Source organism: Haemophilus parainfluenzae, from assembly GCF_014931375.1.
GTDB lineage: Bacteria > Pseudomonadota > Gammaproteobacteria > Enterobacterales > Pasteurellaceae > Haemophilus_D.
Genome location: NZ_CP063117.1, coordinates 1,749,676 through 1,763,780, shown reverse-complemented (window position 1 = coordinate 1,763,780; position 14,105 = coordinate 1,749,676). Strand labels below are relative to the sequence as shown.

At 39.4% G+C, this 14,105-nt stretch carries 11 protein-coding genes and 2 other RNA genes; 5 read left to right on the top strand and 8 right to left on the bottom strand.

Annotated elements, in window-relative coordinates:
- Positions 1–11: 11 nt before the first annotated feature.
- From mepK to proQ, 4 genes are all read right to left on the bottom strand, one after another.
- Positions 12–572 carry a peptidoglycan L,D-endopeptidase MepK gene (gene mepK, locus INP95_RS08530; RefSeq protein ID WP_049365945.1) on the bottom strand — a complete coding sequence of 187 codons (561 nt, stop codon included), beginning with the start codon at positions 570–572 and terminating at the stop codon, positions 12–14.
- A gap of 74 nt (positions 573–646) precedes the next feature.
- The gene (locus INP95_RS08525) at positions 647–2,116 is read right to left on the bottom strand and encodes a L,D-transpeptidase family protein (RefSeq protein ID WP_197560524.1); all 1,470 of its coding nucleotides are present in this window, start codon (positions 2,114–2,116) and stop codon (positions 647–649) included.
- A 79-nt stretch (positions 2,117–2,195) separates the two neighbouring features.
- Positions 2,196–4,265, bottom strand: a complete 2,070-nt coding sequence (gene prc, locus INP95_RS08520) for a carboxy terminal-processing peptidase (RefSeq protein WP_005698539.1) — start codon at positions 4,263–4,265, stop codon at positions 2,196–2,198.
- Positions 4,266–4,293: 28 nt separating this feature from the next.
- Positions 4,294–4,941: an RNA chaperone ProQ gene (gene proQ, locus INP95_RS08515; protein ID WP_049368979.1), complete on the bottom strand. Its 648-nt coding sequence runs from the start codon at positions 4,939–4,941 to the stop codon at positions 4,294–4,296.
- Between the two features lie 169 nt (positions 4,942–5,110).
- Here proQ and INP95_RS08510 point away from each other — a divergent pair, with 169 nt between their 5' ends.
- Both INP95_RS08510 and INP95_RS08505 read left to right on the top strand, forming a co-directional pair.
- Complete coding sequence (locus INP95_RS08510; protein ID WP_197560523.1) at positions 5,111–6,364, top strand: PqiA/YebS family transporter subunit; 1,254 nt, start codon at positions 5,111–5,113, stop codon at positions 6,362–6,364.
- Positions 6,348–9,005, top strand: coding sequence for a PqiB family protein (locus tag INP95_RS08505; RefSeq protein WP_197560522.1), 2,658 nt, complete (start codon positions 6,348–6,350; stop codon positions 9,003–9,005). Before INP95_RS08510 ends, INP95_RS08505 begins: the two co-directional genes overlap by 17 nt.
- Positions 9,006–9,076: 71 nt before the next feature.
- Here the strand turns inward: INP95_RS08505 and INP95_RS08500 are convergent, their stop codons facing one another.
- Positions 9,077–9,622 carry a KdsC family phosphatase gene (locus INP95_RS08500; protein ID WP_070592280.1) on the bottom strand — a complete coding sequence of 182 codons (546 nt, stop codon included), beginning with the start codon at positions 9,620–9,622 and terminating at the stop codon, positions 9,077–9,079.
- Positions 9,622–10,557, bottom strand: coding sequence for a KpsF/GutQ family sugar isomerase (locus tag INP95_RS08495; protein WP_070775477.1), 936 nt, complete (start codon positions 10,555–10,557; stop codon positions 9,622–9,624). The genes INP95_RS08500 and INP95_RS08495 overlap by 1 nt, the downstream gene beginning before the upstream one ends.
- Positions 10,558–10,681: 124 nt before the next feature.
- Here INP95_RS08495 and rnpB point away from each other — a divergent pair.
- Positions 10,682–11,058, top strand: an RNA gene (rnpB, locus tag INP95_RS08490) — RNase P RNA component class A.
- A gap of 84 nt (positions 11,059–11,142) precedes the next feature.
- Here the strand turns inward: rnpB and dinB are convergent.
- On the bottom strand, positions 11,143–12,210 hold the full coding sequence (dinB, locus tag INP95_RS08485) for a DNA polymerase IV (RefSeq protein ID WP_197561041.1): 1,068 nt from the start codon (positions 12,208–12,210) through the stop codon (positions 11,143–11,145).
- A gap of 109 nt (positions 12,211–12,319) precedes the next feature.
- Positions 12,320–12,817: a hypothetical protein gene (locus INP95_RS08480; protein WP_049384967.1), complete on the bottom strand. Its 498-nt coding sequence runs from the start codon at positions 12,815–12,817 to the stop codon at positions 12,320–12,322.
- 107 nt (positions 12,818–12,924) lie between these two features.
- Here INP95_RS08480 and ssrA point away from each other — a divergent pair.
- Positions 12,925–13,290: a transfer-messenger RNA gene (ssrA, locus tag INP95_RS08475) on the top strand.
- A 200-nt stretch (positions 13,291–13,490) separates the two neighbouring features.
- Complete coding sequence (locus INP95_RS08470; RefSeq protein ID WP_049384966.1) at positions 13,491–14,069, top strand: NAD(P)H-dependent oxidoreductase; 579 nt, start codon at positions 13,491–13,493, stop codon at positions 14,067–14,069.
- The last annotated feature ends 36 nt before the right edge of the window (positions 14,070–14,105 follow it).

Sequence of the window (14,105 nt, the reverse complement as noted above, 5' to 3'; positions counted from 1 at the left end):
TAAACTGTTTCTTATGCACCACGCCATGTTCTTACAGGGCCAGTATCCACGTGAATAAAATTACTATACGGATAATATCCTACACCACCGCTATCAAGATTTTCAGCCGCTTGGCGTAATCTTGCTAAAGGTACACCAGGGATTTTAAAATCAATCGCTTGGCCTTTAATATGATAGCTGTTGCTTGCTACATCACGACTTTGTCTACGGCGCATGGCATTTGTCGCAGCACTACGATAGCCACAAATCACATCAATTTGTGCAGTACGTAAGCCCAAATCACTTTGTAAATGATAAAACTTCATGAAGAGATTCGGATCCATTCGGCGTACTTGGTCTGTACGACGATCTCTCATGAAGTAATCAAGTTTACCAAGTAGTGAACGATTAAATCCAGTCGTAGCAGAGAACTCACCGCTTAATCGTTCATTGGTGTTGACATTATAGAAACTGAGAATGCGAGGTTTAGGGGTAGAGACCATCGCTAACACCGTACTCGGCATCATACTTGCGCCTAAAACGATGCCGCCTAATGAAAGCCATTTACGACGATTTTTGTCAATGTTACCCATTTTTTAGTCTCTTTTATTACCCATCTCTCACCCTAGACAATTTTTTCTTTAAAAAGTTCTAGCGTGAACATTATTTAAAGATATTTTTTTACAACTGCCCAGTCTATGCCATTAAAAGTTGCTGCATCATCGTATTTATAAATATCCGGTAAAACTTGTGTTTGACCGTTTTCAACCCATGCAGTCACATAATACAAGAATACAGGATCATTTGTACGAATGTTCGCAGATGTTGTTTTCTTACTTTCTAAAACATTACGTTTTTTATCTTCTGACCAGCCAGCTTCTTGTAACAGAATAGAGGCAAGTTGATCGGATTTTTCTACACGCACACAACCTGAGCTTAATGCACGGTCTTTTTTGCTGAATAAGCTATGATTTGGTGTATCATGAAGATAAATCGCATCAGAGCTTGGCATATTAAATTTATAGTTACCTAATGCACTGTCACCAGCGGCTTGACGGATACGGTACGGGAATTTATCACCGATGCTACTCCAATTAATCGAGTAAGGATCAATAGTGTTACCTTTGCTATCTAAAATAGAGTAGTTGTGTGCAGCTGCATAGCCTGGGTCACGTTTTAATTTCGGTAAAATATCTTCATTAATTAAGCGTGTAGGGGCATTCCAAGGCGGATTAACAACCACATTGCTCAAACGGCTGTACATCACCGGTGTACGACGTTCATTTTTCCCTACAATAACGCGAGATTCTAAAATTGCTTTACCATCACGATAATATTTCAATTGATAGCTTGGAATATTAACAAAGATTCCATTTTCAAAATCTGGAATAACACGTAAACGTTGTGCATTAAGGGCAAGTTTTTTACCCATTGCAGAAATACCTGAAGCTGAAATCATTGATGGGAGTGCTTGTACGGTTTCACGGTATAAACGATTATGGTTAGATAATCCGTTCACAAAACCAGAAACAGCATTGTTTTTAACCGCACTTTGCCATTGGTCAATAATTTCTTGATTTGGTAATTCTGGCTTATAAGCATTCGTTGCGTATAACCAACGTTGTGCTTGTTGATTTACATTCTTGCTGTAATACAAGTAATCAAGGAAAGCATCACTTAATAATACATCATAGGTGAGCCCGCCCGTTTTTTCAGCGTTATGTAAATTAACTAATGATTGCGCTGAACGTTTAGAAATACCAGACGCTACCATTGCTGCATATTCACGTAGGAATTGTTTCTCTGCAGCCTTGTCTTTCCACATTAAGTCATATTTATTATCGGCATATAATTTAGCCAAAATTGGTTTGAACTGTAGATTTTGTTCACCAATTTCATGCGTTAATGACATCTCTAGCATCGCTTGCTTTTCAGCGGCTAAACGAGCTTGATCTTCTTTGATTTCAGCTTCAAGTTTTGCTCGCTCTTCAGGACTTAATTTAGACATATCAACGCCTTTATTTTCGGCTTGTTGAGGTTGCCCAACTGTTTTGGCCCATTCAGCTAACGCACAACCTGACGTCATCATTGATAATGATAAGACTAATGCGCTTAATTTCATTGTTCCTTTTAACATTGCTTTACCTTTAAAAATATTCATAAAAAATAACTGCACTTCAGTTTTTTCATCTGCTAAAGTGCGGTCAAAATAATCGTTATTTTGTTGCTTTTGCCGCTTCTTGTTTTATTTCAGCATCCACTTTTTGTTGATTCGCATTAAGTTTCACTAAATCAGCTGCCATTTTTTCCGCTTCTTTTAAGAAGAAATCAGGTGCTTCATAGTCTTTTGGCAAATCATCAATGTCTTTTAATGCTTTTTTACCTTCACGTTTAAAACGATCATTGAGATCTTTTAAACGTCTCGCATCATCTTTATCATTTTCCGCTTTTCGCTCTTGGAAATTCAATGATAAGAATTTACGCTCACGGCGTTCATCACGAATCTTAAGATCTTCATTTAAAGCAATAAATTCAGGATCTTTTGCAATACGCTCTAGATGTTTTTCATTTAATGCTTCAACATCTTTACGCGCTTTATTGGTTTCAGAATAAGTCGCCGGCGGAATTTTATCCCAAGGTAAGGCGTTATCTTCTTTTTCTTCACCAATTTCTTTGGCATCAATAATTTCAGGGAAATTAATATCAGCTGCTACACCTTTTAATTGGGTTGAACCACCATTAATTCGATAGAATTTTTGGATAGTGTATTGCAACACACCAAGTGGTGTTTGGTCTAAATCATAAACAAAGTTTAATGAACGACTTTGTTGTACCGTACCTTTACCAAAGGTATTTTGCCCAATGATGATACCACGGTTGTAATCTTGCATTGCTGCAGCAAAGATTTCAGAAGCAGACGCACTGAAACGATTAATCATCACCAATAATGGACCTTTATATTGCTGAGCATTATCATCATCTTCGTGTACACGAATACGTTGATAAGCATCACGAACTTGAACCACCGGACCATCAGTAATGAATAAACCACTCAATGCAACGGCTTCCGTTAATGCACCGCCGCCATTTTCACGAAGATCCACAATTAAAGCACCAATTTTTTTCTTTTCAGCATCCACTAATAATTTCTTCACATCATCAGTTAAGCCAATGTAGAAACTTGGAATTTTAATGACGCCAACGGTTTCCCCCTCTACTTTAGAAACAGTGAGTTTTGCAGCTTGGTCTTCAATACGGACTTTATCGCGCACTAAAGTGACAATACGGCTTTTTCCACCTTTTGCAGGTTCAATTTCAAGACGAACTTTTGTTCCTTTTTTCCCTTTAATTTTGTCAACGATATCTTCTAAACGCCAACCGATAATATCTTCGATTTCACCTTTTTCTTGGCCTACACCAATGATTTTATCGCCCGCTTGTAATTTTTTACTGCGTTCAGCCGGTGCACCAGGTACTAAAGACTTGATGCTAGTTTCGTCATCTTCAGATTGTAATGTTGCACCAATCCCTTCTAAAGAAAGATTCATACTTTCATTAAAGCTTTTTGCAGTACGTGGTGCTAGATAGCTTGTATGTGGATCGATTTCTCGAGCAAAAGCATTAATATAAATTTGAACAATGTCATCCGCTTTAGTTTGAGTTAATCGACGAATCGCTAAATTGTAACGTTTAGTCAGTTTTTCTTTAATTTCAGGCCATTTTTTATCTTTTAATTTCAGGCTGATTACATCATTTTTGACACGTTCTTCCCAAAGCTTATTGGCTTCTTCTTCCGTTGCTGGGAACGCAGCTTTTTCACGATCGATCTCAATTTGATCATTACCTTTTAAATCAGGTTCTTTATCTAATAAAGATAATGCATAAGCATAACGCTCATAACGGCGTTTCATCATCAGATCGTAAATAGCAAATGCCGCAGAAAGATCGCCTTCATTAAGTTGGTCATCTAATTTAGAACCATATTTAGCACGTAAATCATCAATATCTGATTTTAAAAAGGTGTTATGGCTGTAATCTAAGCTTTTAATGTAACGATCAAAAATCTTTTCGGAAAAGGCGTCATCAAGCTGGAATTTACGATAATGTGATTGGGTTAAACGCGTTGTTGCACGTTTTGTTGCCAACTGATTTGCGTCAGTTGCCGAAGGAATCGTAATATCGCTTTGCTTTAATTTCGGCTGCACGGCAAATGTGTCAGACGAATGAAGAAATAACGCACCTAAAATTGCTGTCGCAATAAGACTTTTGGTTGTATGTAATTTCATTTAACCTTTCCCGATAAGAAATAAATTATTAGGCAAATAAACGATCTGCGGTGACTGTCATCACTAAACCATTCTCAAGTTCTACGCGTGCGCCATCTTTTTCCACATTTAATACGGTCGCATTTTTCGCTTGTTCTGCTACTTTCACTTTCACTTTGCTACCTGCAGAAAGTGTTGTGAAATCAACCGCACTTAGTTTTACTTGCGGGGCTTTTGGTTTGCGAGTTGCTTGATTTGAATTTGGTTTACGAGCAGGTCGTTTTTGTTGTGCTTTTTTGGCTGCTAATTCTGCTTTGCGTTTTTCTGCAAATTTAGCTTTTGCATCTGCTAATTGTTGAGTCGCATGAGAAACATGTTCTGCGTCTAATACACCAGCAGGGTTACCGTATAAATCCACACGCTCAGCACCTTCGCGGCAGCCGTGTAAATAGCGCCAGTTGGAGGTGTATTGACGTAAAGCCTGACGTAATTGAGTTTTGCTGACACGTTCATCATCTTTTAATGCTTCAGCAAGATCTTGGAAAAGCCCAATTTTTAATGGCTTTGCTTCACCTTCAGCAATAAAGCAAAGTGGGAATTTTTCTACAAGATATGCAATGATCGCTTTTGTATCAGTTAATTTTTGAACGCCTTCAGCATTATTTTCAACTTGGGCTTCAACTTGAGAATCTGTCATTTCTGAGTTTTCCTAGGATAAAAAATAAAAACTTGCACAGTTTACCGCACTTTTATAAGGATTGACAATGGTTGGACAGAATAATTCCGTTTCTAATTCTAATGAATAACTTCACAAATTCCCTTAATTCAGGCTAAAATAGTTCACTTTTATAATTTCTGAAAACATAATGACAAAAACACCTGATTTTACTCATGCCACTTATAGACTAGTGCGTTGCATAGGATGCGATGCAACGGTGTCTGTTTGTCGTCCGCAAGAAGGGGAATACGCGCAATGTCCGCGTTGCCATCATAAATTGCAATCAGGAAGTCATTGGTCACTTAAACGTTGTTCATTAATCGCCCTTTCTATCTTAATTTTAATGCCATTTGCTTTAGGCTATCCTTTATTGAGCTTAGATTTACTGGGTACTAAAATTGATGCTTCTGTTTGGAAAGGAATTTGGAAAATGGCAGTGGAGGGATATTCCTATACTGCATTTATGATTTTTATCTGTGCGATTTTAATGCCGGTGTCTTTTGCGATTTTAGTCATTATGTTGCAGATTTCTAAATTACTCAAAATTAAGCCTCGTAATGTCTTATTATTTGTGGGTTATATTAAGCCTTGGGTCATGTTTGATGTGTATTTAGTTGCACTGGCTGTCACCATGTTTAAAGTGCGCGAATATGCCACATTAGAAGTGGATGTATATTTAATTGCTTTTGTTTTTACTGCACTTTTAACCACTTTATTATTCATTAAAATTAATTTAGATGACTTGTGGCATGATTTTTATCCCGATCAGAAACCGGTTACCAAAAGCGATAAACCGTTAGAACTTTGTACCGCCTGTGATTACACTTTTTTAAAAGAAGATCAAGAATACGATTACCGTCATCGTGCAATTTGTCCACGTTGTGCATCGCTTATTGAAACACCTGACAGTGTAAAATTACAACGCGTTTGGGCGACATTAGTGGCAGGGATTATCATGCTTTTCCCCGCAAACTTACTCCCAATATCCGGTGTTTATTTAACAGGAAGTTTGTCACAAGATACCTTGATGTCGGGTGTAATGTCATTTATAAGCATGGGCAGCTATTTTGTTGCTTTCGTGGTATTCTTCGCCAGTATTTTTGTGCCCGTAAGCAAAATCCTGATTATGTTGTATTTACTGGCAAGCGTGCATTTTAAATGGCGACATTCAATTAAATGGCAAATGCGGCTATTACATATCGTTCACTTTGTAGGACGCTGGTCAATGCTGGATCTTTTTGTGCTAGCCTTGATGATGTCTCTAGTAACACGCGGACAGATTATTAATTTTACCGTAGGCCCTGCGGCATTTTATTTCGGTGCGGCAGTGTTTTTAACTATGATTTCAACTTCTCAGTTTGATAGTCGATTAATTTGGAAAATTTATGACAGAAAACAATAAACCAGAATCTCAATCTATTGATGAGCAATCTAATAATGTGGCAGCGTTATTACGTAAGAATAAACGCATCTCACCGTTTTGGTTATTGCCCTTTATTGCATTATGTATTGGTGCCATTTTATTTTTCCAAATTGTACAAGAACGAGGAAAGACCATTACGATCACGTTCTCTAATGGGGCAGGGCTCGTTGCAGATAAAACCCCTATTCGCTATCAAGGTTTGCAAATTGGTGTCGTGAAGAAGGTTAACTTTACCGACAATATGCAAAAAGTGAAAGTTGAGGCAAATATTTATTCTGAAGCGACAGAGGTGTTAAAAGAAAATACCAAGTTCTGGCTTGTTCAACCAAGCGTGTCTCTTGCAGGGATTTCAGGCTTAGATTCTTTGGTTTCAGGAAATTATATTACCCTCCAACCAGGTGATGGTGATTCAGAAGATGAATTTATTGCGGAAGAGCAAGGCCCTATTGCACAAGTCAATCCTGGCGATTTATTAATTCATTTAATTTCAGATGATTTAGGTTCAATTTCGATTGGTGCTTCTGTGTATTTCAAAAAAATGCCAGTCGGGAAAATTTATGATTACCGATTCAATAAAGACAATAAAGTTGAAATTGATGTAGTAATTGATAAAGCCTTCGCGCATTTTGTGAAGAAAGATTCACGTTTCTGGAATATTAGCGGTATTAACGCTAATATTAATTCATCCGGTATGAATGTGTCGGTGGAAAGTTTAAATGCGGTAGTGCAAGGTGCCGTATCATTCGACTCGCCATCAGATAGCCCTCAAGCTGTGACTAACAGCAACTATATTCTTTATTCTAATTTGCAAGCGGCTAAACGCGGGATTGAAGTTGAGGTGACTCTACCTGTTTCAGCCGGTTTACAAGCAGGACAAACTTCAGTTTATTATGGTGATGAACAAGTTGGTTTGCTTTCGTCTTTAAGAACCGTCGAAAACAATGAAGATATTTTACAAGGGACATTATTAATTGAGCCAAGCCAGGCTAATCTCTTAAAAACCAATACGCGCATTGTGTTGAAAAGTCGCAAGTTAGATTTAGGTGATATTGCCAATCCACAGAAATTCTTCCGTGGTGATTATTTCGAAATTATTCCAGGAAGTGGAGAAAGCAGAACGCAATTCGAAGTCATTCGAGAAAATGAGTTATTGCTCAAGGCACCAAATACCTTGGTTTTAACCTTAACCGCACCAGAGACTTATGGGATTGCAGAAGGACAATCCGTGTTTTATAACAATATTGCCATCGGTCAAATTGTGAAGCAGCATTTAAATGTTGATGGCGTCAAATTTGAAGTGGCAATTGCGTCAGAGTATCGCAATCTTATTCATGAAAACACCCAGTTTGTTGCTGCCTCTAATTTTGATGTGAGCTTGGGGATTGATGGTTTACGTTTTGAATCTGCGACACCATCAAAATGGTTGCAAGGTGGCGTGCGAGTATTAGCGAAAAAAGGAAGTGGTGCACCACATTCCACTTATCCACTTTATAAAGATATTAGCAGTGCAGAAACAGGCGTTACGGGCAACTTAGTGAATCCAACGATTGTGTTACATTCCACTAATTTGCCAAGTATTAGCAAAGGTTCTGTGGTGCTTTATCGCCAGTTTGAAGTGGGTAAAATTATTAACGTAAGACCGAAAGCCAATAATTTTGATATTGATGTGTATATTTATCCGGCTTATCAAGATCTTCTAACAGATAAAAGCGTATTCTGGGTTGAAAGTGCGGCACAGATTGATATTACGCCGAAAGGCATTAGTATCCAGGCTTCACCGGTTGCTCGTTCATTGAAAGGCGCAATTAGTTTTGATAATACGGGATCAGGCAAAAATAAAACACTTTATCCAAGTGAATTGAGAGCTAAATCAGCAGGGCAAGTGATTACGTTAATAACAGATGATGCAACGGCTTTAAGTAAAGGAATGAGCTTGCGTTATCTTGGTATGAATGTTGGTGAAGTTGAGCAGATTGCCCTTGATCAAAAAACAAATCGTATCACAGCAAAAGCATTAATTAACCCAAGTTATATGGGGATGATTGCAAAAGAAGGTACGGTATTTAAAGTGATTTCCCCACAAATTTCAGCGGGTGGAATTGAAAACTTAGATAGCCTTTTACAGCCTTACATTGATATTGAATTAGGTAAAGGTCCATCAAAAACACAGTTTAATTTAGCGCAAACCGCACAACCTCGAAATAAATACAGCAATGGCGTGCCATTTATTTTGGAAACCAGTGATGCGATGAATTTAACGGAAGGCTCACCTGTGCTTTATCGAGGTGTTGAAGTGGGAACCGTTCGTAAGTTTGAATTGAATTCTTTAGGTGATCGTGTATTGGTACATATTGCGATTACACCGAAGTATCAACATTTGGTACGTAAAAATTCAGAGTTCTGGGTTTCATCAGGTTATGATTTCAACCTTGGTTGGAAAGGCGCAGAATTTAATACCGGTAGCGTACAGCAATTGTTGAAAGGGGGCATTTCGTTCTCGACTCCATCGGGTACGATCGTTCAACCGCAAGCAACGGCAAATCAGCGTTTTATGTTGCAAGTGAAGAAACCAGCTGAAGCACCAACTTGGAATTCGGGTGCTTTACCGGCAAATCAATAAAACATAAAAAGAAATAACCGCACTTTTGAATAATCAAAGTGCGGTTATTTTTTTAGGTATTTTGAATAGTGCTATTGCCCCATATTTTTGACTGATTTTAAAAAGCCTTTGGCTGAAGTATAGACTTCATCTTTGCCCTGAGCATGTAAAATCATATCGGACATTTCACGGAATGCACCCTTCCCGCCGCCAAGTGAAAGTATATAATCCACAGCATTTTGCACATAAGGCGCAGAGTCTGCCACAGCAAAAGAAAGGCCACAGGTTGCAAAAGCAGGGAGATCGACGCTGTCATCACCAATATAGGCTGTTTGCTCTGCTGTAACTCCTGCTTGTTTCATGAGTTCCAAACAAGCACTTTCTTTCTCAAGCTTGCCTAAAAAGAACAATTTAATTCCGAGATCACTAATTCGCTTACGTAGAATCGCAGAATCTCTGCCCGATAATACGGCGACTTGAATACCTGCATCCATCAACATTTTGACACCAAGACCATCACGAACGTGGAAACTCTTAATCGCTTCACCATTCGCATCGTAATGGAGTAGACCATCAGTTAATACGCCATCGACATCGGTGATGACCAATTTAATTTTCTTTAATTTTTCGTTAATCATTAGCTTGAGAACTCCACTAAACCCACAACATTATTTTCATCATTGACCACAACAAGTGAGTGAATTTTCTTCTCTTTCATCAAGTCTTCTGCTTTCGCTAAGAATTCGTTTTCATGAATCGTTTTCGGTGACGAGGTCATCAGTTCTTTCGCAGTCTTGTTAAGGGTATCTGCACCATTAGCCGTTAATGCTCGGCGCACATCACCATCGGTAATAATGCCTTTAAGTTGTTGGTTTTCCATCACTAATGCCACACCCATGCGACCTTCATTCATAATGCTTAAACAATCAGTGAAGCTGGTCTCTGGTGTCGTAATTGGTAGGCGAGTTTGCATTTGATCTTTTACTTTGCATAACAAACGACGACCAAGACTTCCACCCGGATGGAATTTCGCAAAATCAGCTGGTTGGAAATGGCGAGCAGTAATCAATGAAACCGCAAGGGCATCGCCTAAGGCTAAAGTCACTAACGCAGAAGTGGTTGGGGCGAGGTTATTTGGACAGACTTCGCGTTCAACAGTAATATCCAAAACATAATCAGCATGGCGAGCAAGCGTTGAGTTTTTATTGCTAGTTAGGGCAATAATTTTATTGCCAAAGTTTTTCAAACTTGGAATGAGTTTATTTACATCATCGGTTTCACCACTATAAGAAATCAGCATCACAATGTCGATGGGTTTTAACATACCTAAATCGCCATGAAAGGCTTCAGTCGGGTGCAGGAAGAAACTTGGGGTTCCCGTTGAGGCAAAAGTCGCCACCATTTTTTTGCCAATTAGCCCTGATTTACCAATACCACCGATGACTAAACGACCTTCACAAGCAAGGATAAGATCCACAACTTGAGAAAACTCATCATCCAAGCGTTGGCTTAATTGTGCGAGCGCTTGGCTTTCAACAGAAAGCGTTTCTCGTGCGATTTGTAAATAATTCATAGGAGATCCTTATGATAGAAGTGCGGTTGAAAATAACCGTGTTTTATGGGGCTATTCTAACGGAAGTTATTAAAAATAAGAATGAAAATTTGACCGCCCTTTGAATTCCCCCTATACTACGCCGCGAGTTGGTTAGACAATCGCTGGTTTATTGAAGCCCTTAACCGTGTTCGCACGACCTAGTGGGACAAGTAAACGAGAGGAAAGTCCGAGCTACAAAGGGCAGAGTGCCGGATAACGTCCGGGCGGCGTGAGCCGACGACCAGTGCAACAGAGAGCAGACCGCCGTGAAAACGGTAAGGGTGAAAGGGTGTGGTAAGAGCACACCGTGCCGTTGGTAACAACGTGCAGCAAGGTAAACTCCACTCGTAGCAAGACCAAATAGGAACTCAATGGGTGGCCCGTCCAGAGTTCGGGTAGGTTGCTTGAGCGGCAGAGTAATTTGTCGCCTAGAGGAATGATTGTCCACGACAGAACTCGGCTTATCGACCAACTCAACAAATTCATCAAAAATGACCGCACTTTTGTTTTTTCAATTCTAATTTGAACGGAATGAATAAAAGTGCGGTCATTTTCTTTTGTGTTTTACCACAAGCTCATTTGTTCTAAATGGCTTTCTTCCGGTAACGTCACGTGTAACCCCACGAGACGAATAGACTTCCCATGGCTACGTTGCCAAATTTGTTCCAGTAATTGTTGAAAGCTTTCTAACGATAAAGTGAAGCCAGTTTTTTCTAAGGTTGTGACCTGAAAATCTTCAAACTTTAATTTCACCCCAATTTTGCGAAAAGCGGTTAAGGGGATATTCGACGCGCTTCGTTCAATGCGACGAATAAGCTCGGCATAGAGATTATCTAGCAATGCTATACCTTGTTCAACATGGCTAATATTTTCGGATAAAGTGCGTTCTACGCCGATAGATTTTCGCTCACGATGTGCTTGGATTTCTCGCTCATCAATGCCATGGCTAAAATCCCAAATTCGCTTACCCATTTTCCCGAAGATATTTAACAGAATAGATTGATCGAGTTTTTGCACATCTTCGCAAGTTTCTAACCCCATTTTCAATAAACGCTCAGAGGTGACTTTGCCCACGCCAGGGATTTTTTTCAATGGCAGTGTTTTTACAAATTGCTCCACTTCATGAGGTTGAATCACAAATTGTCCGTTCGGTTTATTCATATCGGAAGCAATTTTGGCGAGAAATTTAAGGGGCGCTACACCGGCAGAGGCGGTCAGTTTTAATTCATCAAAAATCGCTTGGCGAATTTCTTGTGCGATCCACGTGGCGGATCCTGAACATTGTGTACAATCTGTGACATCTAAATAAGCTTCATCTAAGGAAAGTGGCTCAATGATAGAAGTGTAACGTTGAAAGATTTGATGAATTTGTGCGGATACCTGTTTATAAAGCGGCATATTGACTGGCACTAAAATCAGGTTAGGGCATTTTTTGATGGCTTGTGCAGTAGGCATCGCACTGTGTAGTCCAAATTTTCGAGCTTCATAATTACAGGTGGTAAGCACACCACGTTGTCGAGAACTTCCCCCCACCGCAACAGGTTTGCCCTGTAGCGTTGGATTTTCACGGATTTCAACAGAGGCATAAAAGCAATCCATGTCAATGTGAATAATTTTTCGGGTGGAATTCATGCGGTAAGTGCGGTCAAAATTAGGCGTGTTTTTAGTATATCTAAAAGAAAATAACTGTTCAAGCATACAGTTGTTAAAAAGCCCACATTACGTGGGCTAGATAAGAGAATTAACGATCAGAGAGAACGGTTTTATCACCAAACAGGATAACGCGTTCAATAGGATAAACATCAATTTTTTCTTGTTGGTTCATAAAGACTTTGCGTGCGTCTTCAGCCAATTGAACAAACGGAATTTGTAAATTAATATTGATGGATTTACCCGGTTGTAATGGGGTTTCTAAGTTGATTTGCATATCTTGGCTGTAAATCACTTTGCGGTTATTCACATACACGCCCACCCATTGAATATTTTTGATTGGTTTTTGACCAATGTTAGTGATTTCATGTTTGAATGCACTTAATGCTTGGCCATTTTCGTCAACCACCATTTCACGATTACCAATATTGATGGCAAGATATTTGTCGATGTTATCACTCGCTTTTGCCACTTGTTGAGTTGCTTGTGATGCTTTTGCGGGTGTTGCTTCTTTTGCAATAACTTGTGTGTTAAATGCTAAACATAATGCACCTAATGAAAGTGCGGTCAGAGATTTTAATGTTTTCATTATTCGATTCCTTATAAAAAAGTGGCAAAATTTTACCCTAACTTCTCAGGTTAATAAATAGCTTCTTTTCCTTTCTTAGATTTTTTGATAAACTGCCGAACGATTTTGGGGCTGATTCTGGATTCGACGGGATTAGCGAAGCCCAAGGTGCACGTCGAGGTGCGGTAGGCCTCGTAAATAAACCGCAAAAAAATAGTCGCAAACGACGAACAATACGCTTTAGCAGCTTAATAACCTGCTCATAGCCTTCGCTCCCCAGCTTCCGCTCGTAAGACGGGGATAAAGCGGAGTCAAACCAAAACGAGATCGTGTGGAAGCCGCTGTTTGAGGATCGAAGCACTAAATTGAATCAAACTAGCTTAAGTTTAGCGTGTCTGTCCGCATGCTTAAGTGAAATTAAAGACGAGACTAAACGTGTAGTGCTGAAGGTAGAGTAATTTCGGACGCGGGTTCAACTCCCGCCAGCTCCACCACAAAATAAACCTATCAAGTCCTATTAAAGACTTTAAAGCCTTGAAAATAATGACTTCAAGGCTTTTTTATTGCGCTTTTAACTTCTATCAAACTCTCGAATTTGAGTAGTACGTTTAATAGTTGGCGCTTATTGATTGGTTAAATTGTTGCATTAGTAAAGTGCTTAGTAATCGGTAAATTATCAGCTAAAGGAGAAAAAATGAATATTTTATTATTAGACGGTGGTAAAGATTTCGGACATTCACATGGTGAGTTAAATCACACACTTCACAAAAAAGCGAAAGAAGTTTTGACCGCACTTGGACACAATGTAAAAGAAACCGTGATTGATGACGGCTATGATGTTGAAGCAGAAATCGAAAAATTCTTGTGGATGGATGCCGTGATTTGGCAGATGCCAGGTTGGTGGATGCACGAACCTTGGACAGTGAAAAAATACATAGACGAAGTATTAACCGCTGGACACGGCAAGCTTTACCACAGTGACGGCCGTCATCGTGTCAATCCGACAGAAGGCTACGGCACAGGTGGCTTGTTGCAAGGCAAAAAACACATGCTTTCGCTTACGTGGAATGCGCCGATTGAAGCGTTCACCCGTGAAGGCGACTTCTTCGAAGGCAAAGGCGTGGATGCGTTATACATGCACTTTCACAAACTCAACGAGTTTATCGGTTTGACCCGTCTGCCGACATTCTTATGTAACGATGTGATTAAAAATCCACAAGTAGAACAATACTTAGCAGACTACCAAGCACATTTGGAAAAAGTGTTCGGATAATTACAAAATATGAGTTTAGAAGGTGAGCATTTTGGC